The 25,150-nt window shown below is 62.3% G+C and carries 22 protein-coding genes; 11 read left to right on the top strand and 11 right to left on the bottom strand.

The genetic code is table 11. The features are described 5' to 3' along the window. Positions 1 to 237: 237 nt before the first annotated feature. Positions 238 to 1,170 (bottom strand): N-acetyl-gamma-glutamyl-phosphate reductase, encoded by a 933-nt coding sequence (gene argC, locus BM408_RS09520; protein WP_092129300.1) that lies wholly within the window; start codon positions 1,168 to 1,170, stop codon positions 238 to 240. A 122-nt stretch (positions 1,171 to 1,292) separates the two neighbouring features. On the opposite strand from argC, the gene BM408_RS09515 reads away from it, so the two are divergent. Continuing rightward, positions 1,293 to 2,177 carry a LysR family transcriptional regulator gene (locus BM408_RS09515; RefSeq protein ID WP_092129298.1) on the top strand — a complete coding sequence of 295 codons (885 nt, stop codon included), beginning with the start codon at positions 1,293 to 1,295 and terminating at the stop codon, positions 2,175 to 2,177. A 3-nt stretch (positions 2,178 to 2,180) separates the two neighbouring features. On the opposite strand, the gene BM408_RS09510 is transcribed toward BM408_RS09515, so the two are convergent. The 4 genes from BM408_RS09510 to ilvA are packed head-to-tail and all read right to left on the bottom strand — an operon-like array spanning position 2,181 to position 5,971. After that, positions 2,181 to 3,035 (bottom strand): adenosylcobinamide-GDP ribazoletransferase, encoded by an 855-nt coding sequence (locus BM408_RS09510; RefSeq protein ID WP_092129296.1) that lies wholly within the window; start codon positions 3,033 to 3,035, stop codon positions 2,181 to 2,183. A gap of 16 nt (positions 3,036 to 3,051) precedes the next feature. Further along, a complete protein-coding gene (cobT, locus tag BM408_RS09505) occupies positions 3,052 to 4,113 on the bottom strand; it encodes a nicotinate-nucleotide--dimethylbenzimidazole phosphoribosyltransferase (RefSeq protein ID WP_092129294.1) in 1,062 nt (353 codons plus the stop codon). Continuing rightward, the gene (locus BM408_RS09500; protein ID WP_092129293.1) at positions 4,070 to 4,333 is read right to left on the bottom strand and encodes a cysteine-rich CWC family protein; all 264 of its coding nucleotides are present in this window, start codon (positions 4,331 to 4,333) and stop codon (positions 4,070 to 4,072) included. Before BM408_RS09500 ends, cobT begins: the two co-directional genes overlap by 44 nt. 39 nt (positions 4,334 to 4,372) lie before the next feature. After that, positions 4,373 to 5,971, bottom strand: a complete 1,599-nt coding sequence (gene ilvA, locus BM408_RS09495; protein ID WP_175541739.1) for a threonine ammonia-lyase, biosynthetic — start codon at positions 5,969 to 5,971, stop codon at positions 4,373 to 4,375. A gap of 379 nt (positions 5,972 to 6,350) precedes the next feature. Here ilvA and BM408_RS09490 point away from each other — a divergent pair, with 379 nt between their 5' ends. After that, a complete protein-coding gene (locus BM408_RS09490; protein ID WP_092129291.1) occupies positions 6,351 to 6,809 on the top strand; it encodes an OsmC family protein in 459 nt (152 codons plus the stop codon). 109 nt (positions 6,810 to 6,918) lie between these two features. Here BM408_RS09490 and coq7 read toward each other — a convergent pair whose 3' ends face one another. Together coq7 and BM408_RS09480 are read right to left on the bottom strand one after the other, a co-directional pair. Then, the gene (coq7, locus tag BM408_RS09485; protein ID WP_092129290.1) at positions 6,919 to 7,548 is read right to left on the bottom strand and encodes a 2-polyprenyl-3-methyl-6-methoxy-1,4-benzoquinone monooxygenase; all 630 of its coding nucleotides are present in this window, start codon (positions 7,546 to 7,548) and stop codon (positions 6,919 to 6,921) included. Between the two features lie 109 nt (positions 7,549 to 7,657). Further along, positions 7,658 to 8,929 carry a porin gene (locus BM408_RS09480; protein WP_092129288.1) on the bottom strand — a complete coding sequence of 424 codons (1,272 nt, stop codon included), beginning with the start codon at positions 8,927 to 8,929 and terminating at the stop codon, positions 7,658 to 7,660. A 738-nt stretch (positions 8,930 to 9,667) separates the two neighbouring features. Between BM408_RS09480 and BM408_RS09470 the strand changes: the two genes are divergently transcribed. The 4 genes from BM408_RS09470 to BM408_RS09455 all read left to right on the top strand — a co-directional run bounded on the left by BM408_RS09470 (position 9,668) and on the right by BM408_RS09455 (position 14,761). Beyond that, entirely contained in the window at positions 9,668 to 10,723 is a 1,056-nt protein-coding gene (locus tag BM408_RS09470; RefSeq protein ID WP_254774754.1) for a porin, read from the top strand. Positions 10,724 to 11,082: 359 nt separating this feature from the next. Further along, positions 11,083 to 12,255, top strand: coding sequence for a porin (locus tag BM408_RS09465; RefSeq protein ID WP_092129283.1), 1,173 nt, complete (start codon positions 11,083 to 11,085; stop codon positions 12,253 to 12,255). A gap of 309 nt (positions 12,256 to 12,564) precedes the next feature. After that, the gene (locus tag BM408_RS09460; protein ID WP_175541738.1) at positions 12,565 to 13,362 is read left to right on the top strand and encodes a DUF3047 domain-containing protein; all 798 of its coding nucleotides are present in this window, start codon (positions 12,565 to 12,567) and stop codon (positions 13,360 to 13,362) included. Positions 13,363 to 13,405: 43 nt separating this feature from the next. Then, positions 13,406 to 14,761, top strand: a complete 1,356-nt coding sequence (locus BM408_RS09455; protein WP_254774753.1) for a M20 aminoacylase family protein — start codon at positions 13,406 to 13,408, stop codon at positions 14,759 to 14,761. A gap of 108 nt (positions 14,762 to 14,869) precedes the next feature. Here BM408_RS09455 and BM408_RS09450 read toward each other — a convergent pair whose 3' ends face one another. Then, a complete protein-coding gene (locus BM408_RS09450) occupies positions 14,870 to 15,715 on the bottom strand; it encodes a MurR/RpiR family transcriptional regulator (protein WP_092129279.1) in 846 nt (281 codons plus the stop codon). 129 nt (positions 15,716 to 15,844) lie between these two features. Then, positions 15,845 to 17,317, bottom strand: a complete 1,473-nt coding sequence (gene zwf / locus BM408_RS09445) for a glucose-6-phosphate dehydrogenase (RefSeq protein WP_092129277.1) — start codon at positions 17,315 to 17,317, stop codon at positions 15,845 to 15,847. A 149-nt stretch (positions 17,318 to 17,466) separates the two neighbouring features. Here zwf and tal point away from each other — a divergent pair, with 149 nt between their 5' ends. From tal to BM408_RS09430, 3 genes are all read left to right on the top strand, one after another. Further along, complete coding sequence (gene tal / locus BM408_RS09440; protein ID WP_092129275.1) at positions 17,467 to 18,414, top strand: transaldolase; 948 nt, start codon at positions 17,467 to 17,469, stop codon at positions 18,412 to 18,414. Between the two features lie 13 nt (positions 18,415 to 18,427). Then, a complete protein-coding gene (gene pgi / locus BM408_RS09435) occupies positions 18,428 to 19,996 on the top strand; it encodes a glucose-6-phosphate isomerase (RefSeq protein WP_092129273.1) in 1,569 nt (522 codons plus the stop codon). Positions 19,997 to 20,086: 90 nt separating this feature from the next. Further along, the gene (locus BM408_RS09430; RefSeq protein ID WP_092129272.1) at positions 20,087 to 20,947 is read left to right on the top strand and encodes a DUF3047 domain-containing protein; all 861 of its coding nucleotides are present in this window, start codon (positions 20,087 to 20,089) and stop codon (positions 20,945 to 20,947) included. Positions 20,948 to 20,965: 18 nt separating this feature from the next. Here the strand turns inward: BM408_RS09430 and BM408_RS09425 are convergent, their stop codons facing one another. Further along, positions 20,966 to 21,646 (bottom strand): OmpW/AlkL family protein, encoded by a 681-nt coding sequence (locus BM408_RS09425; RefSeq protein ID WP_092129270.1) that lies wholly within the window; start codon positions 21,644 to 21,646, stop codon positions 20,966 to 20,968. Positions 21,647 to 21,982: 336 nt separating this feature from the next. Between BM408_RS09425 and BM408_RS09420 the strand changes: the two genes are divergently transcribed. Together BM408_RS09420 and BM408_RS09415 are read left to right on the top strand one after the other, a co-directional pair. Beyond that, positions 21,983 to 22,315, top strand: coding sequence for a DUF805 domain-containing protein (locus BM408_RS09420; RefSeq protein WP_092129268.1), 333 nt, complete (start codon positions 21,983 to 21,985; stop codon positions 22,313 to 22,315). Positions 22,316 to 22,457: 142 nt separating this feature from the next. Then, entirely contained in the window at positions 22,458 to 23,357 is a 900-nt protein-coding gene (locus BM408_RS09415; protein ID WP_092129266.1) for a glycosyltransferase family 25 protein, read from the top strand. Between the two features lie 103 nt (positions 23,358 to 23,460). On the opposite strand, the gene groL is transcribed toward BM408_RS09415, so the two are convergent. Continuing rightward, positions 23,461 to 25,113, bottom strand: coding sequence for a chaperonin GroEL (groL, locus tag BM408_RS09410; RefSeq protein ID WP_092129264.1), 1,653 nt, complete (start codon positions 25,111 to 25,113; stop codon positions 23,461 to 23,463). Positions 25,114 to 25,150 lie beyond the last annotated feature (37 nt).

Genomic DNA, 25,150 nt, shown 5'->3' with positions numbered 1-25,150 from the left:
CAGGGGGGCCGTGGCAGCGGCGGATGGAAGTGACGCGGTGATCATGGAAAGGGGTGGTGGCTGGAATGTGGGGGAGTGCGTGCCGTGCGATACAGGCTCGCCATGCCTCGTGGCCTATTCTAGAGCGGCACCGGCAGCCCCTGCCCCACTACGGGGGCGCCTCCTGAGCTGCTGGGGATACCCGCCACCCGCGGGCATCCCTTGCCGGACTTGCCATACTGGCGAGCCACTAAGTCACTAAGCCGCGCACTGCAGCATCAGGTCAAGGTTTTGCACTGCCGCACCCGAGGCGCCTTTGCCCAGGTTGTCGAACACGGCGGTCAGAAGCACCTGCCCATGCTGCGGGTTGGCGAACACGGCCAGCCGCAGCCGGTTGGTGCCGTTGAGCGCCTGCGGGTCCAGGTGCTGCGTGGCCTGGACGTCCTTTTGCGCCATCACCTCCACGTGCGCGGCGCCTTCGTAGTGCTGTTGCAGGCAGGCGTGCAGCTGATCGGCCGTGACGCCCGCCGGCAACTGCCGCAGCAGCAAGGGGATCGTGAGCACGATGCCCTGGCGGAACGAGCCGTAAGCCGGCAGGAAGAAAGGCCGCTGTGTCAGGCCTGCGTGTTCCTCGATCTCGGGCACGTGCTTGTGGGCCAGGCCCAGGCCGTACACCTGGAATGCGGCTGCATGCGATGCACCTGCACCTTCATACGCATCCACCCGCTCGCGGCCGCCGCCGGAGTAGCCCGACACCGCATGGATCGCCACTGGATGGCCGGCGGGCACGAGGCCGGCCTGCACCAGCGGCCGCAGCAGGGCGATGGCGCCCGTGGGGTAGCAGCCGGGGTTGCTGACGCGCCGGGCATGGGCGATGCGCCGGGACTGCTCCGTGCCCATCTCCGGGAACCCGTAGACCCACTGCGGATGGGTGCGGTGCGCGGAGCTGGCATCGATCACGCGCACGGCCGGGTTCACGATGGAGGCTGCCGCTTCGCGCGCAGGCCCGTCGGGAAGGCACAGCAGGGCGATGTCGCAGGCATTGATGGCCTCCGCGCGGCGCGCCGGGTCCTTGCGGTCCTGCCCGGGCAGCGTGAGCAGGCGCAGGTCGCTGCGGCCCTGCAGGCGCTCGTGGATCTGCAGGCCGGTGGTGCCCTGATCGCCGTCGATGAAAACAAGGGGTGCGCTCATGCGGTGCTCCAGGAGGGATGAATGGCTCAAGCCAGAGAAAGAAGGAGGACGAATCTTGCGGGACACCGTAGAATTTGAAAAGTTGAATTTCACAAACACCAACATCAGATTTACTGAACGTCATGCGCGAACTCAACCTGGACCGCCTGCGCACGCTGGTCACCATCGCACAACGGGGCTCGTTCGCCGAAGCCGCGCGCGTGCTGCACCTGGCGGCGCCCACCGTGAGCCTGCACATAGCCGACCTGGAGGCGCTGTGTGGCGCTCCCCTGCTGGTGCGCAAGCGCGGTGAAGTACACCCCTCGGGCGTGGGCGAGGCGCTGATCGAGCGGGCACGGCGCCTGCTGGCCGATGCGGACGAAGCAATGGATGTCGTGCACCGGCAGGTGCAGGGGCTGGCGGGCCGTGTGCGGCTGGGCGCCTCCACGGGCGCGATTGCCCACCTGCTGCCGCAGGCCCTGGAGGTGCTGGGCCGGAATCATCCCGGCATCGACGTGCAGGTGGCGGTGCTCACTTCGCAGGACACCATGGCGCGCCTGGCGAATGGCTCGCTCGACGTGGGCCTGGTGGCGCTGCCGCAGGCGGCGCTGCGAGGGGTGAAGGTGCAGCCCTGGCGGCGGGATCCGGTGATGGCCTTTGTGCCGTCGTCCTGGGCTGTACCCCGGCGCGTGACGCCGAAGTGGCTGGCGGCCCAAGCCCTGATCCTCAACGATGTGGGCACCAGCCTGTCGCGGCTGAGCGCCGAGTGGTTCGCGCTGGCGGGGGAACACCCCGAGGCGCGCATCCAGCTCAACTACAACGACGCCATCAAGAGCCTGGTGGCTGCCGGCTACGGCGCCACGCTGCTGCCGCACGAGGCATCGTCCACCACGCCGCTTGATCCGCGTATCCGCATGCTGCCCTTGCGCCCCGTGCTGTGGCGCTCACTGGGCATTGCGCACCGGGCGGGCCCGGTGGAACGGGCGACGCAGCATGTGCTGGACGTGCTGCTGCAGCAGCGCCAGTGATGGTTACAGGCTGGTGGCCAGGCCGAGATAAAAGGCGATTTCGCAGACCTGCTGCGTGGCGCCCAGGCAGTCACCGGTAAATCCTTGCAGGCGCCGCTTGAAAAGCCGGCCCATCCACAACAGGGCGAGCACGGCAAAACTGCAGGCCACGACGAGGTTCAGCGCGTCGAGCGCCAGAGTGGCCAGAGCCAGCACACCCAGGCACCAGGCCAGCCCGACCAGCAGGCTGCCCGGCGCGATCTGGTCGGCCAGCGGCTTGGATTTGGACACGGCGGTGTCGCCCACATGCGGCAGCAGGTAAATCAGCAGCAGCGGCAGCCCACGTGAGACGACATGGCCGGTCATCATCGCGGCGCAAACATACCAGGCGGCAAAAGGCGCTTCTTCCCATTCGCCCCAGCCGGTGGGCAGGCCCTCGACCGAGCCGAGGATGGCCAGCAGCGAGACCTTGCACAGCACGGCCAGCACCAGCGCCATGGCGCCGAAAGCGCCCACACGCGAGTCTTTCATGATCTGCAGCGCGTGGTCCTTGTCGTAGCTGCCGCCCAGTCCGTCGGCCACGTCGGCCAGGCCGTCTTCATGAAAACCGCCCGTCAGCAGCACGGTGGCGGCGGTAGAAAAGGCCGCGGCCACCAGGGGTGTGAAAGCGGTGTCGGGCAGCATGGCCTGAACCAGCGCATAAACGGCGGCGGCCACGGCGCCGGCCAGGATGCCCACCCCCGGGAAGTGGCCGGCGCTGGCGCGCTGCAACTCGGGGCTGTAACCCACCCATTCGGCCAGCCGCCCCGTGACGGGGATGCGGGTGAAGAACTGGACGGCGAGCAGGTACTCGCGGACAAACTGGGTGATGGAGGTCATGCGGCTGTCACGCGATTTACGTGCCTTCCTTGTTGCTCACGCCGGCGGATTCGAAACTGGCCATCTCATGGAGGAAGCCGGCGGCCGATTGCAGCAACGGCCAGGCCAGCAGCGCGCCCGTGCCTTCGCCCAGGCGAAGATCCAGCGCCAGCAGCGGCTGTGCCTTGAGGTGGGCCAGCAGCAGGCGATGGCCGTGTTCGTCGCCCTGGTGGCAAAACACCAGGTAGTCGTGGACGGCCGGTGACAGTGCGCGCGCCACCAGCGCGGCCGCACCGGCGATAAAGCCGTCGACCAGCACCACGCGGCGCTCACTCGCGGCCTGCAGCATGGCGCCGGCCATCATGGCGATTTCAAAACCGCCCAGGGCGGCCAGCACATCCAGGGGCTGCGTCGCGCCGGCATGGCGGGCCAGCGCGGCCGCCAGCACCTGGCGCTTGTGGGCGAGTTGCGTGTCATCCAGGCCGGTGCCGCGGCCGGTGGCGTCGTCTATGCCGACACCGGCCAGGCGCGCAAACAACAGGGCTGCGGCGGAGGTGTTGGCGATGCCCATTTCGCCGAAGGCCACTACGTTGCCGGGCAGGTTCTTCACGATGTCCATGCCAGCCTGCAATGCGGCCTGCGCCTGCTTGGGTGTCATGGCGGGTTCATGGCGAATATTGCGGGTGCCGTGGGCAATCTTGCGCTGCAGCAGTTGCGGATGCGGCCCAAGGTCGGCAGCCACGCCGGCGTCTACGACTTGCAGCGCAAAGCCGTGCTGGCGCGCGAACACATTGATGGCCGCGCCGCCGGCCAGCATATTGCCCACCATCTGCACGGTGACGGCCTGCGGAAAGGCCGATACGCCTTCGGCGGCAATGCCGTGGTCGGCTGCGAACACCACCATTTGCGGCTCGCGCAGCGCGATGGTTTCGTTCTGCTGGATCAGGCCCAGTTGCAGCGCCAGGCTTTCCAGGCGGCCGAGCGCACCCAGGGGCTTGGTCTTGTGGTCTATCTTGTGCCGCAGCTTCGCCTCCAGCGGGAGGTTGGCAGTCGGTTCAATCACCGGCAGGCGAGCGGGCGGAAAGTCGGGAGCGTTCATCGGTGATTTGCTTGAGGCAGGCGGGGCAGAAGCATGACAGCGCGCTGCCTTCCGCTTGCGGGGTTCGTTCGGAGGGCAAGGGCATGATGTGCGGCAGCTTGACGCACCAGCATTCGGCGTCGCCCGCCACCATGCCGCAGCGCAGGCCGGCGCCGCAGCGGGGGCACACCGAGGTGTTGGCCAGAGCGGGTGTAGTCGGGGCTGCGGCCTGTGGGCTCATGGCGTGTGTGGCGGCTCAGCTTTGGCGTTAACTTTGCAGTTAGCTTTGCAGAAACAGCCGGTAGACCGGGTTGGCAGTTTCCTCGACGTGAGGGTAGCCGAGCGTGTCGAGAAAGTCCTTGAAGGCCTTGTTGTCGGCCTTGGGCACCTGCAGGCCCACCAGGATGCGGCCGTAGTCGGCGCCCTGGTTGCGGTAGTGAAAGAGGCTGATATTCCAGCCCGGCCGCATGCTGGAGAGGAACTTCATCAGCGCGCCGGGGCGCTCGGGGAAGATGAAGCGCAAGAGGCGCTCGTCTTTGGACAGCGCGCTGTGCCCGCCCACCATGTGGCGGATGTGCTCCTTGGCGAGCTCGTCATGCGTGAGGTCCAGCGCCTTGAAACCGTGGCGCGAGAAATTCGCGGCGATCTTGCTGCTCTCGCCTTTGGTGGAGGTAGTCAGGCCCACAAAGACATGGGCTTTGGCGTCATCGTTGATGCGGTAGTTGAACTCGGTCACGCTGCGCGTGCCGCCGGGCAGGTCGCCAATCACTTCGCAAAAACGCCGGAAGCTGCCGCGCTCTTCGGGAATCGTCACGGCGAACAGGGCTTCGCGCTCTTCACCGACCTCGGCGCGCTCGGCGACAAAGCGCAGGCGGTCGAAGTTCATGTTGGCGCCGCACAAAATCGCGGCGTAGGTTTCGCCTTTGGTTTTGTGCTCGGCCACGTATTGCTTGATGGCGGCCACGGCCATTGCGCCGGAGGGCTCGACGATGCTGCGCGTGTCGACAAAAATATCCTTGATGGCGGCGCAGACCGCATCGGTGTCGACGGTGATGAATTCATCGACCAGCTCGCGGCTGATGCGGAAGGTTTCTTCGCCCACCAGCTTGACGGCGGTGCCGTCGGCAAAAAGGCCGACGTCGCTCAGGGTCACGCGTTTTTTCGCGGTGACCGACTGCATCATGGCGTCGGAGTCGTTCATCTGCACGCCGATGACCTTGATCTCGGGCCGCACGGCCTTGATGTAGTTGGCCACGCCGGAGATCAAGCCGCCGCCGCCTATGGCCACAAACACCGCATCGAGCCGGCTGGAGCCCAGGCTTTGCAGCTGCATGAGGATTTCCATCGCAATCGTGCCCTGGCCGGCGATGACATCGGGGTCGTCGAACGGGTGCACAAAGGTCAGGCCCTGTTTTTTCTCCAGCACCACGGCATGGCCGTAGGCGTCTGAATAGCTGTCACCGTGGAGTACGACCTCGCCGCCCCAGGCACGGACTGCGTCGACCTTGAGCTGCGGCGTGGTGGTGGGCATGACGATGACGGCGCGTGTGCCCAGCTTTTGCGCGCTGAGGGCGACGCCTTGCGCATGGTTGCCGGCCGAGGCGCAGATCACGCCTTTCTTGAGCTGGGCTGGGCTCAGGTGGGCCATCTTGTTGTAGGCGCCGCGCAGCTTGAAGCTGAACACCGGCTGCTGGTCTTCGCGCTTGAGCAGCACGGTGTTTTTCAGGCGCAGGCCCAAGTTTTTGGCGGGCTCGAGGTTGGATTCAACTGCCACGTCGTAGACACGCGCGGTCAAAATCTTCTTCAGGTAGTCAGCGGGCTGCAGCGGTTTGCCGGCGGTTTTGGGGCGGTGTGTGGCGGTTTTGGTGGGGGTGGGCATGGTTTTCTCGCAGCCTGACATCATAGTGGGGCACGGAAAACGCACGAAGGTGCCGGAATCTGCCGGTATTCACCGTAGAAGCCCTCTGGGTGCGGCGCAAGCCTGCCGCGAAAATCAGGAAATCGGGACGGGCAAGAAAAAAGGCCCAGACTTTGCAGTCTGGGCCTGTAAATCCACCCTTAGAGGAGGTGGAGGAGACAACCGGTGCAATCAATACTTTGCTTTGAGTCCTTGAATACCTTGTGATTCGAAGGCAATCAGTAATGATGCGATGATTTCAGTATAGCGTGGTGATGTTGCGCTGCACAATATTCTGTGGCGCAAATTCGACATTTTTCACGGTTTTAGTTATTAATTTTATGCATAAGGAGCGGAAGTTATGGAATGCACGGTGAGCTGGACGGGCAACGGTGCCACGACAGGGTCTCCTTCCAGCATGAGTTTTCTCGCCGAGACGGGCAGCGGCCACACGCTGATGATGGATGGCGCGCCTGACGCCGACAAACCCGAAAACGGCGGCGCCAACCTGGCGCCCCGGCCCATGGAAACCGTGCTGGCGGGGGCAGGCGGCTGCACCGCGTATGACGTGGTGCTGATCCTCAAGCGTGGCCGCCAGGATGTGCGGACCTGTTCGGTGAAGCTGAACGCCGAAAGGGCGCCGACGGACCCCAAGGTGTTCACCAAGATTCACATGCATTTTGTGGTGACGGGGCGCGGCCTGGCTGTCGGTGTTGTCGAGCGCGCCATCAACATGAGCCACGACAAGTATTGCTCGGCCACCATCATGCTGGCCAAGACGGCAGAGATCACCACGACCTTTGAAGTTATCGAGGTTTGAGGGTGTTTTTGGCCCGCAGGCCAATGAAATAGAGCGTAAGCAGCTGCTAAATCAATAGCGGCTGCTTAATGGGCTGAAGCGGGGCCTTGAAAAGGCGCCGGGACCAGATTCAGATGTAGTGCGCCGTCGTCGTCATGACGCGAGCCGCCGACCGCATGAGCGCTTTGACGGGCTCGGGCAACTGCAGGGCGCCGGCCTGCTCGGCTTCACGCGCATGCAGGGCTTCGTCGTCTTTCATCTGGGCCACGATGGCGCGCGACTCATGGTCACCCAGGGGAAGGCGCTCCAGGTGGCTGGCCAGATGCGCCTCGACCTGGCGCTCCGTCTCCACCACAAAGCCCAGGCTCAGGCGGTCGCCCAGCCGGCTGGCCACCAGGCCCAGGCCAAAGGCGCCGGCATACCAGAGCGGGTTGAGCAGGGAAGGGCGTGCGCCAAGCTCGTCCAGCCGGTTTTTGGTCCAGGCCAGGTGGTCGCCCTCTTCGCGGCTGGCTTCCAGGAAGTGCTCGCGCAAGGCTGGGTCACGGGTGCCCAGCGCCTGCGCTGCGTACAAGGCCTGCGCGCAGACTTCCCCGACATGATTGACCCGCATCAGTGCGCCCGACAGCGCCTTGTCTTGCAGGGCGAGTTCGGTTTTCTCACTGGGGACAGTCGGGCAGGGCCGGCTGGCGTGCGGGGTGGCAAAGAGCGTGCGCAAGGCGCCGTCGGCGGCGTTCAGTGCGGTATCCAGTGCAGTGGTCATGACGCCATGTTAGCGCCGGACTTGCCGCATGGGAACGCCCATAAAAAAAGCCCCCGCAAGGGGGCTTTTGCAAAACAGGCCCGGGGTTGAATCCAGGCGATGCCCTGATTTAGAACGTGTGACGGATACCGAGGGCGATGTTGGTGGAGCCAACACCGGCTGCCGACGTCACGCCGCCCAGGAAGCCATTGCCGCCGGGAGCAACCTGGCCTTGGCCCTTGTTGTCGAAGCGGGTCAAAACAGCGTTCAGGTTGGTGCGCTTGGACAGTGCGTAGGTGTAGGTGAAGCCGTAGGAATTGGTATCGGCGTTCACAGCGCGCTTGTCGTCCAGGCGGTTGTAGGCGACGACCCAGGTGTGTGGGCCGGTGGTGAGCCTGTAGCCGATGTGCGCCAGCCTGGCGTCCTGACGGAAGGCCGCGTTGTAGGCATTCTGGAATGCTGCACCGATAACTGCGCTGCCGGTGGTGGTCTGGACGGAAGAGCCAATCGTGGAAATGCCGCTTGGATTGTCGTCCTTGATCGTGGCGTACTGACCGTACAAGGTGCCGGGGCCGATATCGACCGTGCCGCCAATGAGGTCGTTGGTCAGAGATTTCTGGCCGAGCTCATTGTTCTTGCCGTTGTGGCCATAGCCCAGCGAGAAACCGTCGCCCTTGTAAGTGACCATGCCACCCCAGAAGCGGCCTGCGGAGCTGTTGCCTGCGACTTCACCCGCGCCGTACATCAGCAAGGCCGTGACGCCGCTGGTCTGGATCGCGTACTGAATCGTGTTGCTCAGGCGAATGTCGAATGCAGCAGGCAGGCTGGCGACCTGACCGGCGGCCAGGCTGGACTGGGTCTGCGAAGCGTCAAACTGTGCGGCGACCAGGTAGCCGGGCGTGTATTGACGGCCAAGCGTGATGGCGCCGACGGGAGTCACCAGACCGACATAGGCCTGGCGGTCAAACAGGTTGTTGGTCAGGTTCACGCCGAATGCGCCGGTGGCGAGCGTGTTATTGACGCCGGTGATCAGTGCATCGCGGGTTGCCACCGGAATGGGAAGGCCCGCAACGCCGGCAGCCACCGAGGTCGCCACGCGGTCAGGCATCTGGGTGCCGGAGTTCGGGCGGTTCGAGACGGCGCCGGTGTCCAGTTCGAGACGGTTTTCAAGGGTGAAGATGGCTTTGTAGCCGCCACCGATGTCTTCGGAGCCGCGCAGGCCGAAGCGCGAACCTTCCATGATGCCGCTGGCGATCGTGCTCACGGAACCTTGGCGCAGACCACTCACGTGGTTGAAACCTGCATCAAGAATGCCGTAGACGGTCACGGTGCTTTGTGCCATGGCAGCCGAGGTGGACAAAAGTCCCATGATCGCAGTTGCAACGAGGGTCAGTTTTTTCATGGAGTCTCCAGGAGTTGTCATTGAAATTGATAAAGGGAAGCTGTTGGATAAACAGGACATCTGGACGCCTGTCATTACCCTGCAGGCCATCTCTGTGAAGGGAAGATTAATGGTGATGTTGCCAGGCGTAAAGAGTGTGAATACGGGGGGTATCACTTTCGCGACAGGGGAAAACCCGAGGTTTTTGTCTCGAGGCGAGCCCTCGAAAAATTCGGGATAAATCGGCCTCTTCCCTCTCTGCGCCCTCTGGGGCAATGACGCCTGCGCTTCAATGGGGCAGTCGACTTAAAGCGCTTTGCTGGTGCGTGAGCGCCTCTTAGGGCTTCAGCTCTATTTTTTATCTCGCGTGGTAAGCGAGCCACATCCTGCGGACCACAACGCAACGGATTCTTCAGAAGCGCAGATTTGGCTCGTGCTGCGGTCCGAGGGTTCGCATCGGCGTTGCGTGTGCGCGTATGGATAAAAACGTATTCACCAAGATGATGCATGTGCGCGAAAAATGCGCCATTTGGGTGTGTTTTGAATGCACCTAATGAGTGTTCGCAAGGCTGGCAAGGCCCAATAAGCGGGATGTGTCGTTGGGCGCCAACACTTGGGTATGAAAGTTGCTAATGAAGCGTCAAGGGTGAGGTCTAATTTGTGACGGTTTGGTTAAATCGAATCAGGGTTGACCGGAGAGCCCTTTAAAAAGTGTTTCGTAATGTGCTTGTTTTCCCACCTTTTTGGAGATTCCTAATGATGAAGAAAAGCCTAGTTGCTCTGGCCGTATTGGCCGTTTCCGGCGTTGCCTCTGCGCAATCCACCGTGACCATTTACGGCCTTGTGGACGCATGGGTTGGTACCGTGAAGGACAACAACATCAGCCGCACCGGCGTGAACGTTCCACACCCTTTCTCCGGTAGCGGTGGTGGTCTGCAGACCAGCCGTTTCGGCCTGAAGGGTTCTGAAGACCTCGGCGGCGGCTTGAAAGCCAACTTCGTGCTGGAAGCCGGCTTTGACCCCAGCACCGGCGCTGCCAACAACTACACCAACCCCTACACCGCCGCGGTTTCCACGGCAGTGTTCGGCCGCCAGTCATGGCTTGGCGTTTCGGGCGGCTTCGGTGAACTGAAGCTCGGCAAGATGTGGACCCCTTATGACATGGTCAAGGGTTCCGGCTCCGCCAACTTCGACTCGCTGATTTTTGCACCTTCCACCAGCGTGTGGGCCAGCAACAACTACCAGGACCGTCCTGGTAACTCGATCTATTACGAGACCCCCAACCTGAGCGGCTTCTCTGCTGCCGGTATGTACAGCTTCGGTGAAAACAAAACCGCCGCTGTCGGCGCCGGCAAGATCATCAGCTTTAACGTGGCTTACGCAGCAGGTCCTATCGGCGCTTCGCTGGCTTACCAAAGCGAAAAAGCCACCAGCGCTGCAACTGCCATCAAGTACACGCAGTTGAACGGCTCCTATGATTTCGGCGTGGTCAAGCTGCTCGGTGCCTACGGCAACGTGAAGAATGGCGTCACCCCAATCACCGGTGTGGCTGCAGACAAGACGAAGGAATACCAGATCGGTCTGGACTTCCCTGTGAGCAGCGCGCTGACGCTGTCCGGCGGTTATGCCCGCTCCAAGAGCACCCTGCTGGCAGGCGCGCCTGACCTGAAGCGCACCGGCTACGGTGTGGCTGCTCTGTACGCGCTGTCCAAGCGTTCGAACCTGTACGCTGGCGTTCAAACCGGCAAGGAAACCGGCGCTGCGACCGATCGCAAGACCACCACCTACGGTGCTGGTATTCGCCACACGTTCTAATTTGAAGCTGGCCTGACGCCAGTTTCTTATCAGAATCCAAAAGCCGCCTCGGGGAAACCCGGGCGGCTTTTTTCATGGAATCGACCTAAAGCAGATCTGAAAAAGGGGTTTTTCGGGGCAATAAGTCCTGGATTTTGATGGGCGTTGTTTCTTTTCCACTGCCTGCCAGGAGTTGTGGCACGCGTGCAACGGATGGGGCGTTTTTAGGAGGATTTCTTTGCGAAACGCGGTCGGGTCTGGTGCAATAGACCCAACTTCCCGAAAGGGGGTTGGCCCGGGTCTCTGGTGGAACCACGAAGATGCAAGTCCGAAGTGGTCCCCGTGCCGGAGCCCTATGTTTAACCTTGGAGAAACTCTCAATGAAAAAGACCCTTATCGCTTTGGCCGCACTCGGCGCGATGGCTGGTGCAGCACAAGCTCAGTCGACCGTGACCATCTACGGTCTGCTCGACGCCAACATCGGTAGCTACAAGACCAACCAGGTCACCGGCGCTACGATCTCTGGCCTCTCCCAAGCCAAAATTGACTCCGGCGGCCTGAACGGTTCGCGTTGGGGCATTCGCTTCAGCGAAGACATCGGCGGCGGCATGGCTGTCATCGGTAACCTCGAAAGCGGTATCAACCTTGACGCTGGTTCTTCCGCTCAAGGCGGCCTGCTGTTTGGCCGTCGCGCCAACGTGGGTATCTCCAGCGGCTTCGGCGCTGTGACCATCGGCCGTAACTCCAGCTCCTATGATGACGTGTCTGCTGACCACGCCATGATGGCTGCTACCCTGTTCGATCCTTCGAACACCAACAACGGCTTCTCCACCGCTCAAGCTGCTGCTATCGGCACGCTGGCTGGTAACGCTGTTCTGCTGAACCACAACGGCAACGGCTCTGGCGCTCACGTGACCTGGGTTGGTTTCAACACCCGTTTCAACAACAGCATCAAGTACGTTTCGCCTAACTTCGGTGGCTTCACCGGCTCGTTCATGTACGCCTTCGGCGAAGACAAGACCGCAGCTGTGAGCGCAAGCAACACGGTTTCCGCTAACCTGCGTTACGCAAATGGTCCTCTGCTGATCTCCGGCGGCTACCAATCTGAAGGCGCTGCACGCACCGCCACGACCAAGCCTGCTCTGGTCAACACGCTGCTGAACGTTTCTTATGACTTCGGCGTTGCCAAAGTCGGCTTCGGTGCCAACCGCGCCAAGTTCAAGGACGTCATCACCACCTTCGGCGCAAACGGTGTTCCTACCGCTGCTCACGAACTGGGCGCACAAAAAGAGTACAGCTTGAGCGTTGCAGTGCCTCTCGGCGCTACGACCCTGAGCGCTGGCTATGCACGCTCCAAGGGTGACGATCTGGGTTCCAGCACTGGCTGGGGCGTCCAGGCTCTGTACTCTCTGAGCAAGCGTTCGACCCTGTACGTTGGTGCTGTGAGCACGAAGAACTATGAGAATGTTGCTAGCAACACCATGGCTCTCGCTCCTCTGAGCAACATCACCCGTACCACCACGTACGCAGCTGGTATTCGCCACACGTTCTAATTTGAAGCTGGCCTAACGCCAGTTTCTTATGAGAATCCAAAAGCCGCCTCGGGGAAACCCGGGGTGGCTTTTTTTATGGCAAAGATCGAGCGGGTTTCTGAAACCTTTTGGCGCGCGATGCGTTGAGTTGTATAGCGCCTTGCCTTGTGTCAGCCAATTGTTTCAGGTGTCCAAAGCCGCCGCCCATCTTTTCCTTCCTCGCGAGTCCACGCCTTTCTGATGAAACTGCCTTTTTTTTGTTTTTCCCTGAATGCCTTGCGTCCCCTGATGACCGTTTGCTGCCTGCCGCTGTTTGTAGGGTGTGCGGGCATGGAGACGACTGAACGCACGGACGGCCAGGATGTGAACTGGGCCTCCGCTGCGCCTGTCAACCCAAACCCGAACTCAACCGGAAGCGAAGCTGCAGAAGCTGTCAAATGGCTGCACTGCGCATTTCCGGGTAAAAAATCCACGCGTTACCGCGCTGTGCGGCTTGACGGACGCGATGCCGTCCTCAGCGAATCCGACAGTTCAGCCAGCATGCTGCGGCAAACCCTTCGCATTGAGCCGGCGGGCCTCGACAGGCTCAGCTTCTCCTGGAAAGTGCCGAAGATGATTTCCGGCGCCGACATGACCCAGCGCGACAGCGACGATTCGCCAGTACGCGTGGTGTTGGCCTTTGAGGGCGACCGCTCGAAGTTCTCTGCCAAGAATGCCATGCTGTCCGAGCTGGCGCTGGCATTGACGGGCGAGCCCTTGCCCTATGCGACCCTCATGTATGTGTGGGGCACACACAGCGTCCCTGAGAGCGTGATCATCAACCCCCGCACTGACCGCATCCGCAAGCTGGTCCTTGAGTCCGGGCCCGCGCGACTTGGCCGCTGGCTGGACTACGAACGCGATGTCCGAGCCGACTATGAAAAAGCATTCGGCGAGGCGCCGGGTGCGCTCGTCGGCATTGCCATCATGACGGACTCCGATAACACGCGGCAGCAGGCCAAGGCCTGGTATGGCCCGGTCACCTTCATCAAAAAACCGCACCCGATGATCGCAAGCCAGACCCAGACGGCAGTCTCGGTGCAGGCCTTGCAGACCCCTGAATTTGCTCCCCTATTCCTTCAGGACTAGTATTTGGTTGAGCTGAATCAGTTGAACTCAGGACTTTATTGACATGCGTGCTCCGGCCACCACCTCCAGCCTTTCGAGCCTTCCGGGCGCTTCATCTACCGAACTTGCCGAAGCAGAAAATGCCAGTGGCGCTGGTCACCCGGCTCCGCTGCGTGCCTCCGGCCGCGCCTTTGCGCAAATCGCGCAATTCCACCCCGAGCTGACCGCCTTCCGGCGTGACCTGCACGCCCACCCCGAACTCGGTTTTGAAGAGGTCTACACCTCCAGCCGCGTTGTGCATGCGCTCAAGCTCTGTGGTGTTGATGAGGTGCACACCGGTGTTGGCAAGACCGGCGTGGTCGCGGTCATCAAGGGCCAGCAGCCCGGCAAACCCATGGGCAGCTCAGGCGTGAGGCCGATGGTGGGCTTGAGGGCCGACATGGATGCATTGCCCATGACCGAGCACAACGAATTCGGCTGGAAGTCCTCCAAGGCCGGGCTGATGCACGGCTGCGGCCACGACGGCCACACCACCATGCTGGTAGGCGCAGCGCGCTACCTGGCCGAGACGCGCAACTTTGCCGGCGATGCCGTGCTGGTGTTTCAGCCGGCGGAAGAAGGCCGCGGCGGCGCCGACGCGATGATCAAGGATGGGCTGTTTGAGCGCTTTCCGGTAGAGGCCATATACGCCATGCACAACTGGCCCGCCATGCGGCCCGGCACCATAGGCATCAACCCCGGCCCCATGATGGCCGCGGCCGACCGCATCACCATCGAGATCACTGGCAAGGGCGGCCATGGCGCGCATGCCTACCTGACGGTGGATCCGGTGCTGGTGGCCGCTCACATCATCACCGCTGTGCAAAGCATCGTGTCGCGCAACGTGAAGGCCATGGACAACGCCGTGATCAGCATCTGCGCCGTCCGGGCGGGCGAGCTGGGCGCCATGAGCGTGGTACCCGAAACCGCCATGCTGGTGGGCACCGTGCGTACCTTCAAGCCCGAAGTGCAGGACCTCGTCGAGCGGCGGCTGAAGGAGTTGTGCTCCGCAGTTGCCCAGGGTTTTGGCGCCACGGCCACCGTGAAGTACGAACGCATCTACCCCGCCACCATCAATTCACCGGCCGAGTACACGCTGGCCACCGCGGTGGCCGACCAGCTGGTAGGCGCGGAAAACGTGGTGCGCAACCTCGAACCCAGCATGGGCTCGGAGGACTTCTCCTTCATGCTCAGGGTCAAACCCGGCGCCTACCTTCGCCTGGGCCAGGGTGAGCAATTGCCCGACGGCAAGGGCGGCACTGTCGGTGGTGTGGGCAGCCGTTTCCTGCACAACAGCTGCTATGACTTCAACGACAGCGTGTTGCCGCTGGGCTCGGCACTGTTCGCGGGTATTGTGGAGCGTTCGCTGCCTCTGGCGTGAAAATAGCTTTGCTATTGATTTGGTAGCTGCTTGCGCCCGTCTTCATTGCGCTGCAGCCCGATGTGCTGTTAAGAAATGGGCGCCCCGCGCAAAGGGGCGGCCGCCACTTCAGGCATAGCGCTTGTTGCGCAGGTTGTTTTTCATTTCCTTGAGCAGCGGCTGCAGCTTGCTGCCGATGCGCAGCGCCACACAGGTCGCCAGGATGTCGATGATCATCAAATGCATCAGGCGCGACACCATGGGGCTGTAGCGGTCATAGCCCTCGGGGTGGTCGGCCGCCAGGTGGATGTTGCCGGCCGCGGCCAGCGGCGAGCCGGTGACGGTGATCACGATGGTGGTCGCGCCGTTTTTGCGGGCGATGTCGCAGGCGTCCATCAGGTCGCGTGTGCGGCCCGAATTGGAAATCACCACGACGCAGTCACCCGGCCCCAGCAGCGACGCGCTCATGACCTGCATGTGGCCGTCGCTGTAGGCAATGCTGGTAATGCCCAGCCGGAAGAACTTGTGCTGTGCGTCCTGCGCCACGATGCCCGAATTGCCCACGCCGAAAAACTCAATGCGCTTGCCGGTGTTGTAGGTGTGCAGCAGCGCATCGGCGGCCCGCTCGACAGCCACCGAACTCGCATCGTTGCGGTACTTCAAAAACGCCGCCACCGTGTTGTCGATCACCTTGACCATCACGTCGCCGGTTTTGTCATCGGCGTCCACGCTGCGATGGATGAAAGGTACGCCCTCACTCACACTGCCCGCCAGCTTGAGTTTGAAGTCCGACAGGCCGTCATAGCCCATGCTGCGGCAAAACCGCACCACAGTCGGCTTGCTCACATGTGAGCGGCTTGCCAGTTCCGTGATCGGCAAATTCGCAAATGAGCGCGGATCGGACAGCACCAGGCGGCCGACACGTTGTTCGGCGGGGGCAAGAGAGGGGAGGGAAGCCTTGATTCGGTCAAGCATTGGACATGTCTCCTGTAGCGCCTGGCGTTTCTCCCAACCAGCAGGGGCCGCGGGACTGGCTTTGCCAGACCGCAGGCGCAGCGGCCCCCTCGGGGGGCAGCGCATTACGCGTAGCGAAAAGCGTGGGGGCTAACATTCTTCTGACCAGCAGTAGCCGTCTCTTGCGATCATCGCGCTGGCAGCACTTGGCCCCCACGTCCCGGCGGCATACGGCCGCGGCGCGCTGGCCTGGCTGCTCCAGCTGTCCAGAATGGGTTCAACCCAGCGCCAGGCCTCTTCCTGCTCGTCGCTGCGCACAAAAAGATTCAGCCGCCCATCAATCACATCCAGCAGCAGCCGCTCATAAGCGCCCACACGCTCAGAGCCAAAGCGTTTGTCGAAGTCCAGGTCCAGCTGCACGGGCGCCAGCGAAGGCGTGTTGCGGCCGCCCGTGCGCTGGTCGGCGCCTTGTGCCAGCAGGTGCAGCTCCAGGCCGTCCTTGGGCTGCAGATTGATCACCAGCCGGTTGGCCACATTGGAGCCGGCCAGCGATGTCTTGAAAATCGCATGCGGCGCGGGGCGGAAGTTGACCTCGATATGCGCGTCGCGGCCGGCCAGGCGCTTGCCGGTGCGGATGTAAAACGGCACGCCGGCCCAGCGCCAGTTGGCGATCTCGGTGCGCAGCGCCACAAAGGTCTCCGTCGTGCTTTCCGGGTTCACGCCTTTTTCGTCGCGGTAGGCGGGCACGGCCTCGCCGTCGATGTTGCCGGCCGCGTACTGGCCGCGCACCACATGCTGGCTCAGCGTTTCCGGCGTCCAGGCTTTCAGTGAGCGCAGCACCTTGAGCTTTTCGTCGCGGATGGCGTCGGCATGCGAGTTGATGGGCGGCTCCATGCCGATGGCGCACAGCAGCTGCAGGGCGTGGTTTTGCACCATGTCGCGTAGCGCGCCGGTGTTGTCGTAAAACGCACCGCGTTTTTCCACGCCCAGGTCTTCGGCGATGGTGATCTGGATATTCGCGATGGTTTCGCGGCGCCACAGCGGCTCAAACAGCGAATTGCCGAAGCGCAGCGCAAACAGGTTTTGCACCGAAGGCTTGCCCAGGTAGTGGTCGATGCGAAAGATCTGCTGCTCGCTGAGCACGCTGCGCACCGTTTTGTTGATGGCGCGGTTGGAGGCCAGGTCGTGGCCCAGCGGCTTTTCCAGCACCACGCGCGTTTGCGGGCCGTTGAGGCCGGCGGCGGCGATCTGCTCGCACACGACGGTGAAGAGGCTGGGCGCCGTCGCTACATACATCACTACCACGTCGGCGGGCCGCTGCTGCAGCCTGGCGGCCAGGCCCGCGTAGTCGGCCGGGTTGGACAAATCCATGCGCAGGTAGCCCAGCATGGCCGCAAAGCGCGAGAACTCCTCTTCGCTCGGCCGCTTGGCCAGCTCGACGTTGTCAAACCGGGACTTGATGAGCGCGCGGTACTGATCGTCAGACAAATCGTCGCGCGCCACGCCCACGATGCGCCCGCCGGCCGGCAGCGAGCCATGGCGAAAGGCCTGGAACAGGGCCGGCATGATCTTGCGCCACACCAGGTCGCCGGTACCGCCAAACAGGATGAGGTCAAAACTCATGGTAAAAAAATGTCTTGGTAATTAAGTTTCATATTCTATGGGCATAATGGTAACTCGATACCCGGCCCGGGAGATGCAGGCATCCAGGGCGCCCCAAGGTGTTTCATCCTGACAACTCCGCGTTCCAACTCCACGTCTTTACATCCGCCATGACTCAACTTGACGCCCTGAAGCAGTTCACCACCGTGGTCGCCGACACCGGCGACTTCAAGCAACTGGGGCAGTTCAAGCCGCAGGACGCCACGACCAACCCGTCGCTGATCCTCAAGGCGGTGCAAAAGCCCGACTACCAGCCGCTGCTGAAAGACACGGTCGCCCGCTTCAAGGGCCGGCAGCTCGACGAAATCATGGACCGCCTGCTGGTGCGCTTCGGCTGCGAAATCCTGTCCATCATCCCGGGCCGCGTGTCGACTGAAGTCGACGCCCGCCTGAGCTTTGACGCCAATGCCACCTACACGCGCGGCGAACGCATCGTCGAGCTCTACCAGGCCGAAGGCATCCACATCGACCGCGTGCTGATCAAGGTCGCTGCCACCTGGGAAGGCATTCAGGCGGCCGAAAAGCTCGAGCTGCGCGGCATCCACACCAATCTCACTTTGCTGTTCTCGTTCGCGCAGGCCGTGGCGTGTGGCCAGGCCAAGGTGCAGCTGATCTCGCCTTTTGTGGGCCGCATCTACGACTGGTACAAAAAATCAGCCGGCGCGGCCTGGGACGAAGCCGCCATGGCCGGCGCCAACGACCCCGGCGTGAAGTCGGTGCGCGAGATCTACAACCATTACAAACACTTCGGCATCGCCACCGAAGTGATGGGTGCGAGCTTTCGCAATGTGGGCCAGATCACCGCGCTGGCCGGCTGTGATTTGCTGACCATCAGCCCCGAGCTGCTGGCGCAGCTGGACGCTTCCGATGCACCACTGTCGCGTGCGCTTGACGCCAAGGCCGCAGCCGCGCTGGATTTGCCCGCAGTCAACTTCGATGAAGCGGGTTTCCGTTATGCGCTCAACGAAGACGCCATGGCCACTGAAAAGCTGGCTGAGGGCATTCGCGCTTTCGCGGCCGATGCGGTGAAGCTTGAGCAACTCATGCTGGCAGCCTGAGGTTTCAACCGCCATGACCCGATTGCGTTGCGACGAAACCCCGGCCTGGGCGGCGCTGCAGAGCTGCTTCAATACCCATGGCAAAACCTTTGACCTGCGCGAGGCGTTTGCCGCAGACCCTGGCCGCTTCGCCAGCTTCAGCCAGGACGCGCCCCACGTCTTTGCCGACCTGTCGAAAAACCTGATCGACACTACCAGCCAGGCGCTGCTGCTGGACCTGGCCGTGCAGTGCCGGCTTGAGCAGCACCGCGACGCCATGTTTGCCGGCGAGCATATCAACGGCACCGAAGACCGTGCCGTGATGCATTGGCTACTGCGAAATCCGGCTGCAGCCCAGAAGGGACAAGCGCAAACAGCTACTGAAAAGATAGCGGGCGATTTGGTTCGGGTGCACGAAACCCTGGACGCCATGCTGGCCTACGCCGAGCAGGTGCGCGCCGACGCGGCCATCACCGACATCGTCAACATCGGCATAGGCGGCTCCGACTTGGGGCCACAGATGGCGGTGCTGGCGCTGGATGAATTCGCCACCACCGGCAAGCGCATTCACTTTGTCTCCAATGTCGACGGCAGCGAGTTGGCCGGCGTGCTCAAGGGACTCAAACCGAAGGGCACGCTGTTCCTGATTGCCTCCAAGACCTTCACCACCACCGAGACCATGACCAACGCGCATTCGGCGCGCCGCTGGTTTGAGGCAGAAGGCGGCACGGATGTGGGCCGGCATTTTGCCGCGCTGACCACCAATGTGGCCGCCGCCAACGAATTTGGTATCAAGACGACCTTCGGTTTCTGGGACTGGGTGGGTGGGCGCTATTCGCTCTGGTCGGCCATCGGCCTGCCGCTGGCCATTGCCATAGGCGCCCACGCTTTTCGTGAACTGCTGGCGGGCGCCCACGCCATGGACGAGCATTTCCGCACGGCCCCGCTGGCGCACAACCTGCCGGTGCGCCTGGGCCTGCTTGATGTCTGGTACCGCAACTTCTACGGCTTTACCAGCCGCAGCATCGCGCCTTACAGCAGCGCGCTGCGGCGCTTGCCCGCTTACCTGCAGCAGCTTGAAATGGAAAGCAACGGCAAGCGCGTCGATGCCCAGGGCCGGCCTTTGCCCTATGACACGTCGCCCGTGCTGTGGGGTGAGCCCGGCACCAACGGCCAGCACGCTTACTTCCAGATGCTGCATCAAGGCACATCAGTGGTGCCCGTGGAGTTTGTCGCCGTCAAAAAGGCCGGGCACACGCTGCCGGACCACCATGACAAGCTGCTGGCCAACGCGTTGGCTCAGGCACAAGCTCTCATGAGGGGTAAGGAAGATGTGGGTGGCCACAAACATTTCACCGGCAACCGGCCCAGCACCTTCTTGTTGCTGGAGCAACTCACACCCGCCAGCCTGGGGGCGCTGATTGCATTGCAAGAACACCGCGTGTTTGTGAGCGGCGCGATCTGGGGCATCAACAGTTTTGACCAGTGGGGCGTGGAGCTCGGCAAGGTGCTGGCCAAAGACATTGAGCCGCGCCTGCAAAGCAAAGACGCCTCCGGCCTCGACGGCTCGACGGCCGGCTTGCTGCGCAAAATTACCGGCTAATTAGCGCAAAACTGTGCGTTTTTCCATTGCGGGGCCGCGCGCTTCCGTGATCAACTTGCCGCCTGACCGATTCTTCGACGACTTCGCATCATGTCTTCACCCGCACCGCCTTACCGAGTTTTTCCTCGTTTTTCGACGCTCGCCGCAGGGCTTCTTGCGCTGATGCTGGTCACAGGTTGCGCAACCCGCCCACCTGTTGATGACGATGCCGACACCGAAGAGCCGTCCAGCCAGGGCGGCACGCTGGGTGTGGCGGAAGGCGTGACCGGCACCGCCTGGGCCGAGATGTCGGCGCCGCCCAAAGCCGGAGCACTCCAGCCCGACGACCTCAAGTGGGAGATATTCCGTGTGCCGGGCAAGCAGCCGGCCAACTACAGCTATGTGCGCCACGAAGGCCGTGATGCGGTGCTCGCGAAGGCCGAGGCTTCCGGCAGCATCCTGCGCCATCGCCACCGTATCGAGCCGGATCAGCTGGGTCTGGTGCGCTTTTCCTGGAATGTTCCTAACCCAAGCGTGGGCGCCAATCTCGCGCTGCCGCAACTCGATGATGTGCCGGTGCGGGTGGTGCTTGCGTTCGAAGGCGACCGTTCGCGGCTGTCGATGAAAAATGCCATGCTGTCGGAGCTGAGCCGCTTGCTCACCGGCGAAGAAATGCCGTTCGCAACACTGGTTTATTCATGGTCGCGGGTCAACCAGCCCGGTGAGGTCGTCGTCAACGACCGCACCGACCGCATCCGCAAGATCGTTGTCGACTCGGGCGACCACGGTTACAACGAATGGCGCAGTTATGAGCGCGATATCCGCGCCGACTACCGCCAGGCTTTTGGCGAAGATCCGGGCGCCTTGCTGAGCTTCGCGGTCTTTACCGAAGGTGAAAAGAACGAAGGCCAGCTGCAGGCCTTCTACGGGCCGCTCAAGTTAGTGCCAGCTTCGGCTGTTGCACACAAGTAGTACCACCTGCAGTGCTCATCAAAACCTGTATCCCAGTTGCAGGGTGAAACAGTCGGGGTCCAGCCCCACGTCTATCGTCTGGCCGGTGCTCAGCGTGCCGCGGGTTTTCAAAAATGTCTTGGCATAGCTGCCTTCCAGAAACCATTTCGCATTCAGGTTCAGCACGGCACCCACTTGCAAAGTGGGCGTCAGCTTGGACTGAAAGGACACGCCGGTGGGTGGGCCGCCTGGATTGGTGAGCGCAGTCAGCATGGTGCTGCCGCGCTCCTTGTAGAACCGCACATAAGTCAGGCCCGCGCCCAGATAGGGCCGAAATTTGGCGCCCGCCTCCATGAAGCGGTATTGGGCCACCAGCGTGATCGGCAGGGCCCGGGTGTCTGCCACCTTGCCCACACCGGCCAGAATGCCCGCACCGAAGACGTCGTGCCGGAAGCCCAGGCCCAGCGGCAGGTGCAAATTGATATGGTCCGTGAGCATGTAGCCCACGGCGGCCGTCAGCCGGGTGTCGCTGGCGACATCCACTTTGGCATCCTGTATCACGCCCACACCCGTGGGGGATGAAAGGCTGCCGCTGTCCACCGACGGCGCAATGCGTGTGACGCCGGCCGCGATGGACCAGGTGCCTGCCTGTTGCGCAAGCGCCTGGGCGGTCAGGGCAAGAAGTGCGGCCGCAACATAGAGTTGTTTTGAATTTGTCATGGCGGACGATAACGAAGCCGGCTTGCCGTCGCACCGCTGGGTCGTCGCGGCCGGATCTGCAACGGGGGGCGCCGGTGCTTTCAGGGACTGAACCATCCGGAGGGTCGAGGGAGTTTCATATTAGCGACAAGGGCCGCGGCTGCGGTGGCCTTGCGTCGCAAACGTGTCATGGTGTGGTTTTTTAGGCTAGGTCTGGCCTTGAAAAGTAACGCTTTTCTATTGCTTTTGACGTGACCGGGCGGGCGCACGTCTGGTGGCTGCGGTAGCCCCGGTAGGGCCGACGCATTATCATGGCGCGGGGAATCCGCCCCGTCTGAATCCTGAGGAGGAGAAAATATGAATTTCGGCCAAGCCATTTCTGTTTGCCTGGGCAAATACGCAGATTTTTCCGGTCGTGCCGCCCGCCCTGAGTTCTGGTGGTTCTTTCTGTTCCAGATCCTGGTGTCCATCGTGGCGTCCTTCCTGGGCGACATGGTCAGCTCGCTGGTCAGCCTGGCCCTGCTGTTGCCCGCGCTGGCAGTTGGCGCCCGCCGCCTCCACGACATCGGCAAGAGCGGCTGGTGGCAACTTATTGTGATCACGGTGATTGGCCTGCTGGTGCTGATTTACTGGTGGGCGCAGCCCTCGGCCGAAGGCAGCAACCAGCACGACAAGGCGCCTGCCGCTTAATTCAAGCCGCTTCGAAAGACCCCGCATGGCTCGCGCTTTGCGGGTTTTTTTATGGCGTCTCGAACGCGCGCAGGGGCGCAAGGTGGGCACATGCACTCCCTGCGATTCGACCGCCCCCTCCAGGCCGGTATACTTTTTCAGTATGCATACGCTCAACGGCTTCTTCATCAACCTGGACAGAAGCCCTGAACGTGCCAAACAGATGCGCGCCGAGCTGGACGCCCGCAAACTTGGTTTTGTGGAGCGCTTTGCGGCGGTGGATGCGCGCACGCTCAGCCAGCCACCCGCTTGCAAGATTCCCATGGCGGCCTATGGCGCATTTCTGTCGCACCAGATGCTCATCACGCAGACGCCTCCCGACAGCGTTACCCTGATCTTTGAAGACGACATGCAGGTCAGCGACAGCCTTGCCGGTATGTTGTCGCCGGAGAATCTGAAAATCCTCGCAGAACTCGACCTGGTTTTTTTTGACTGTCAGCTGTATATCAATTTCAACGATCTGCTTCTGCGTTATTGGGAGGTCAAGCGCGGAATGCCGAATCCGCGTTCCGCCGGCAATCCTGAATCGCAGCAGCGCCACGCTCCGCAGGTTGGCCTTGGGGAAGCATCCGGCGCCTATTGCTGGGGCGCGTCAGCCTACCTCGTGACACCCCGGGGAAAAGAAAAACTCGGCCCCATACTGCAGCAGACGCTGGACAGGGGGCCGCCGGGCACGCTGGACATTCTTTTTCGCAACCTGATCGAAAGCAAAGCGCTGGACGCGCGTGTGGTGGTTCCTTTCCTGGCCACGCCGCGCCTGGACGGCCTGACGGCCACCACCATCGATGGACGGCAGCAGGATTTTCTGCCGTTTGCGCTGTGCAGCATGGTCCGCCGCCTGTATTTCGCGGGCGACCTGGACATCGACGGCATGATCGAATTTTTCGCGCCCGCTTCTTCCGGGCCTTTGCCGAAAACTGAAGACGAAATGATGGTGGAGCTCATCAGGCAACTTGCACGCGGCCTGGTCCATCAACGCGACTTTCTGGACTTCGGAATCTGACGCCCGCCGCAATGCCCCCGGCCTAAAAATAAAACCCCGCAGGGCTTGCGCCTTGCGGGGTTTTTGTTGGGAGCCCGGAGTTCCGGGCTGCGCCAGGGGCTGATTACATGCCCATGTCGCCCATGCCGCCCATACCACCCATGCCGCCTGGCATGCCGCCGCCGCCAGCTGCTTCGTCCTTCGGAGCTTCAGCAATCATGGCTTCGGTCGTCAGCATCAGGGATGCGACGGAGGCTGCGTTCTGCAGTGCGGTGCGGGTGACCTTCGTGGGATCCAGGATACCCATTTCGATCATGTCGCCGTAGGTGTCGTTGGCTGCATTGAAGCCGTAGTTGCCCTTGCCGCCGAGAACCGCGTTGACCACCACAGAGGCTTCGCCGCCTGCGTTGTAAACGATTTCGCGCAGGGGGGCTTCAATGGCGCGCAGCACCAGCTTGATACCGGCATCCTGGTCAGGGTTGTCACCCTTGATGGTGCCGGCAGCCTGCTTGGCGCGCAGCAGGGCGACGCCGCCGCCGGCCACAATGCCTTCTTCCACGGCAGCGCGGGTGGCGTGCAGTGCGTCTTCCACGCGGGCTTTCTTTTCCTTCATTTCGACTTCGGTGGCAGCGCCAACCTTGATCACGGCAACACCGCCGGCCAGCTTGGCCACGCGCTCTTGCAGTTTTTCACGGTCGTAGTCGCTGGTTGCTTCTTCGATCTGCACGCGCACTTGCTTGACGCGGGCTTCGATGTCGGCAGCGGCGCCGGAGCCGTCGATGATGATGGTGTTTTCCTTGCCCACTTCGATACGCTTGGCCTGGCCGAGGTCGGCCAGCGTCACTTTTTCGAGCGACATGCCGACTTCTTCAGCGATGACCTTGCCGCCGGTCAGGGTGGCGATGTCTTCCAGCATGGCCTTGCGGCGGTCGCCGAAGCCAGGAGCCTTCACAGCCACAACCTTCAGGATGCCGCGCAGGGTGTTCACCACCAGAGTTGCCAGGGCTTCGCCTTCGACTTCTTCGGCAATGATCAGCAGCGGACGGCCGGCCTTGGCGACTTGCTCCAGGGTAGGCAGCAGGTCACGGATGTTGCTGATCTTCTTGTCGTAGAGCAGAACAAAGGGGTTGTCCAGCAGTGCGGACTGCTTTTCAGGGTTGTTGATGAAGTAAGGGGAGAGGTAGCCGCGGTCGAACTGCATGCCTTCAACGACGTCGAGTTCGTTTTGCAGGGACTTGCCGTCTTCCACGGTGATCACGCCTTCTTTACCAACCTTGTCCATCGCGTCGGCAATGATCTTGCCGATGGATTCGTCGGAGTTGGCCGAGATCGAGCCGACCTGGGCGATTTCCTTGGACGTGGTGGTGGGCTTGGAAGCCTTCTTCAGCTCTTCGGTCAGGGCCAGCACGGCCTTGTCGATACCGCGCTTCAGGTCCATCGGGTTCATGCCGGCGGCCACGTACTTCATGCCTTCACGGACGATGGCTTGAGCCAGAACGGTGGCGGTGGTGGTGCCGTCGCCGGCGTTGTCGGAGGTCTTGGAAGCGACTTCCTTGACCATCTGCGCGCCCATGTTCTGCAGCTTGTCCTTCAGTTCGATTTCCTTGGCGACGGACACACCGTCCTTGGTCACCGTGGGGGCGCCGAACGAGCGCTCCAGAACCACGTTACGGCCTTTGGGGCCCAGGGTTACCTTGACGGCGTTGGCCAGGATGTTCACACCCTCGACCATGCGTGCGCGGGCTTCGCCGCCGAAAATGACGTCTTTTGCTGCCATGTTTAATTCTCCAGATTCAGTTAATGAGGGGTTTGAG

The sequence above is a fragment of the Polaromonas sp. YR568 genome (assembly GCF_900116715.1).
Classification (GTDB): domain Bacteria; phylum Pseudomonadota; class Gammaproteobacteria; order Burkholderiales; family Burkholderiaceae_C; genus Polaromonas.
Note: the sequence above shows the minus strand (reverse complement) of the source record. Positions and strands in the feature narration are given on the sequence as shown.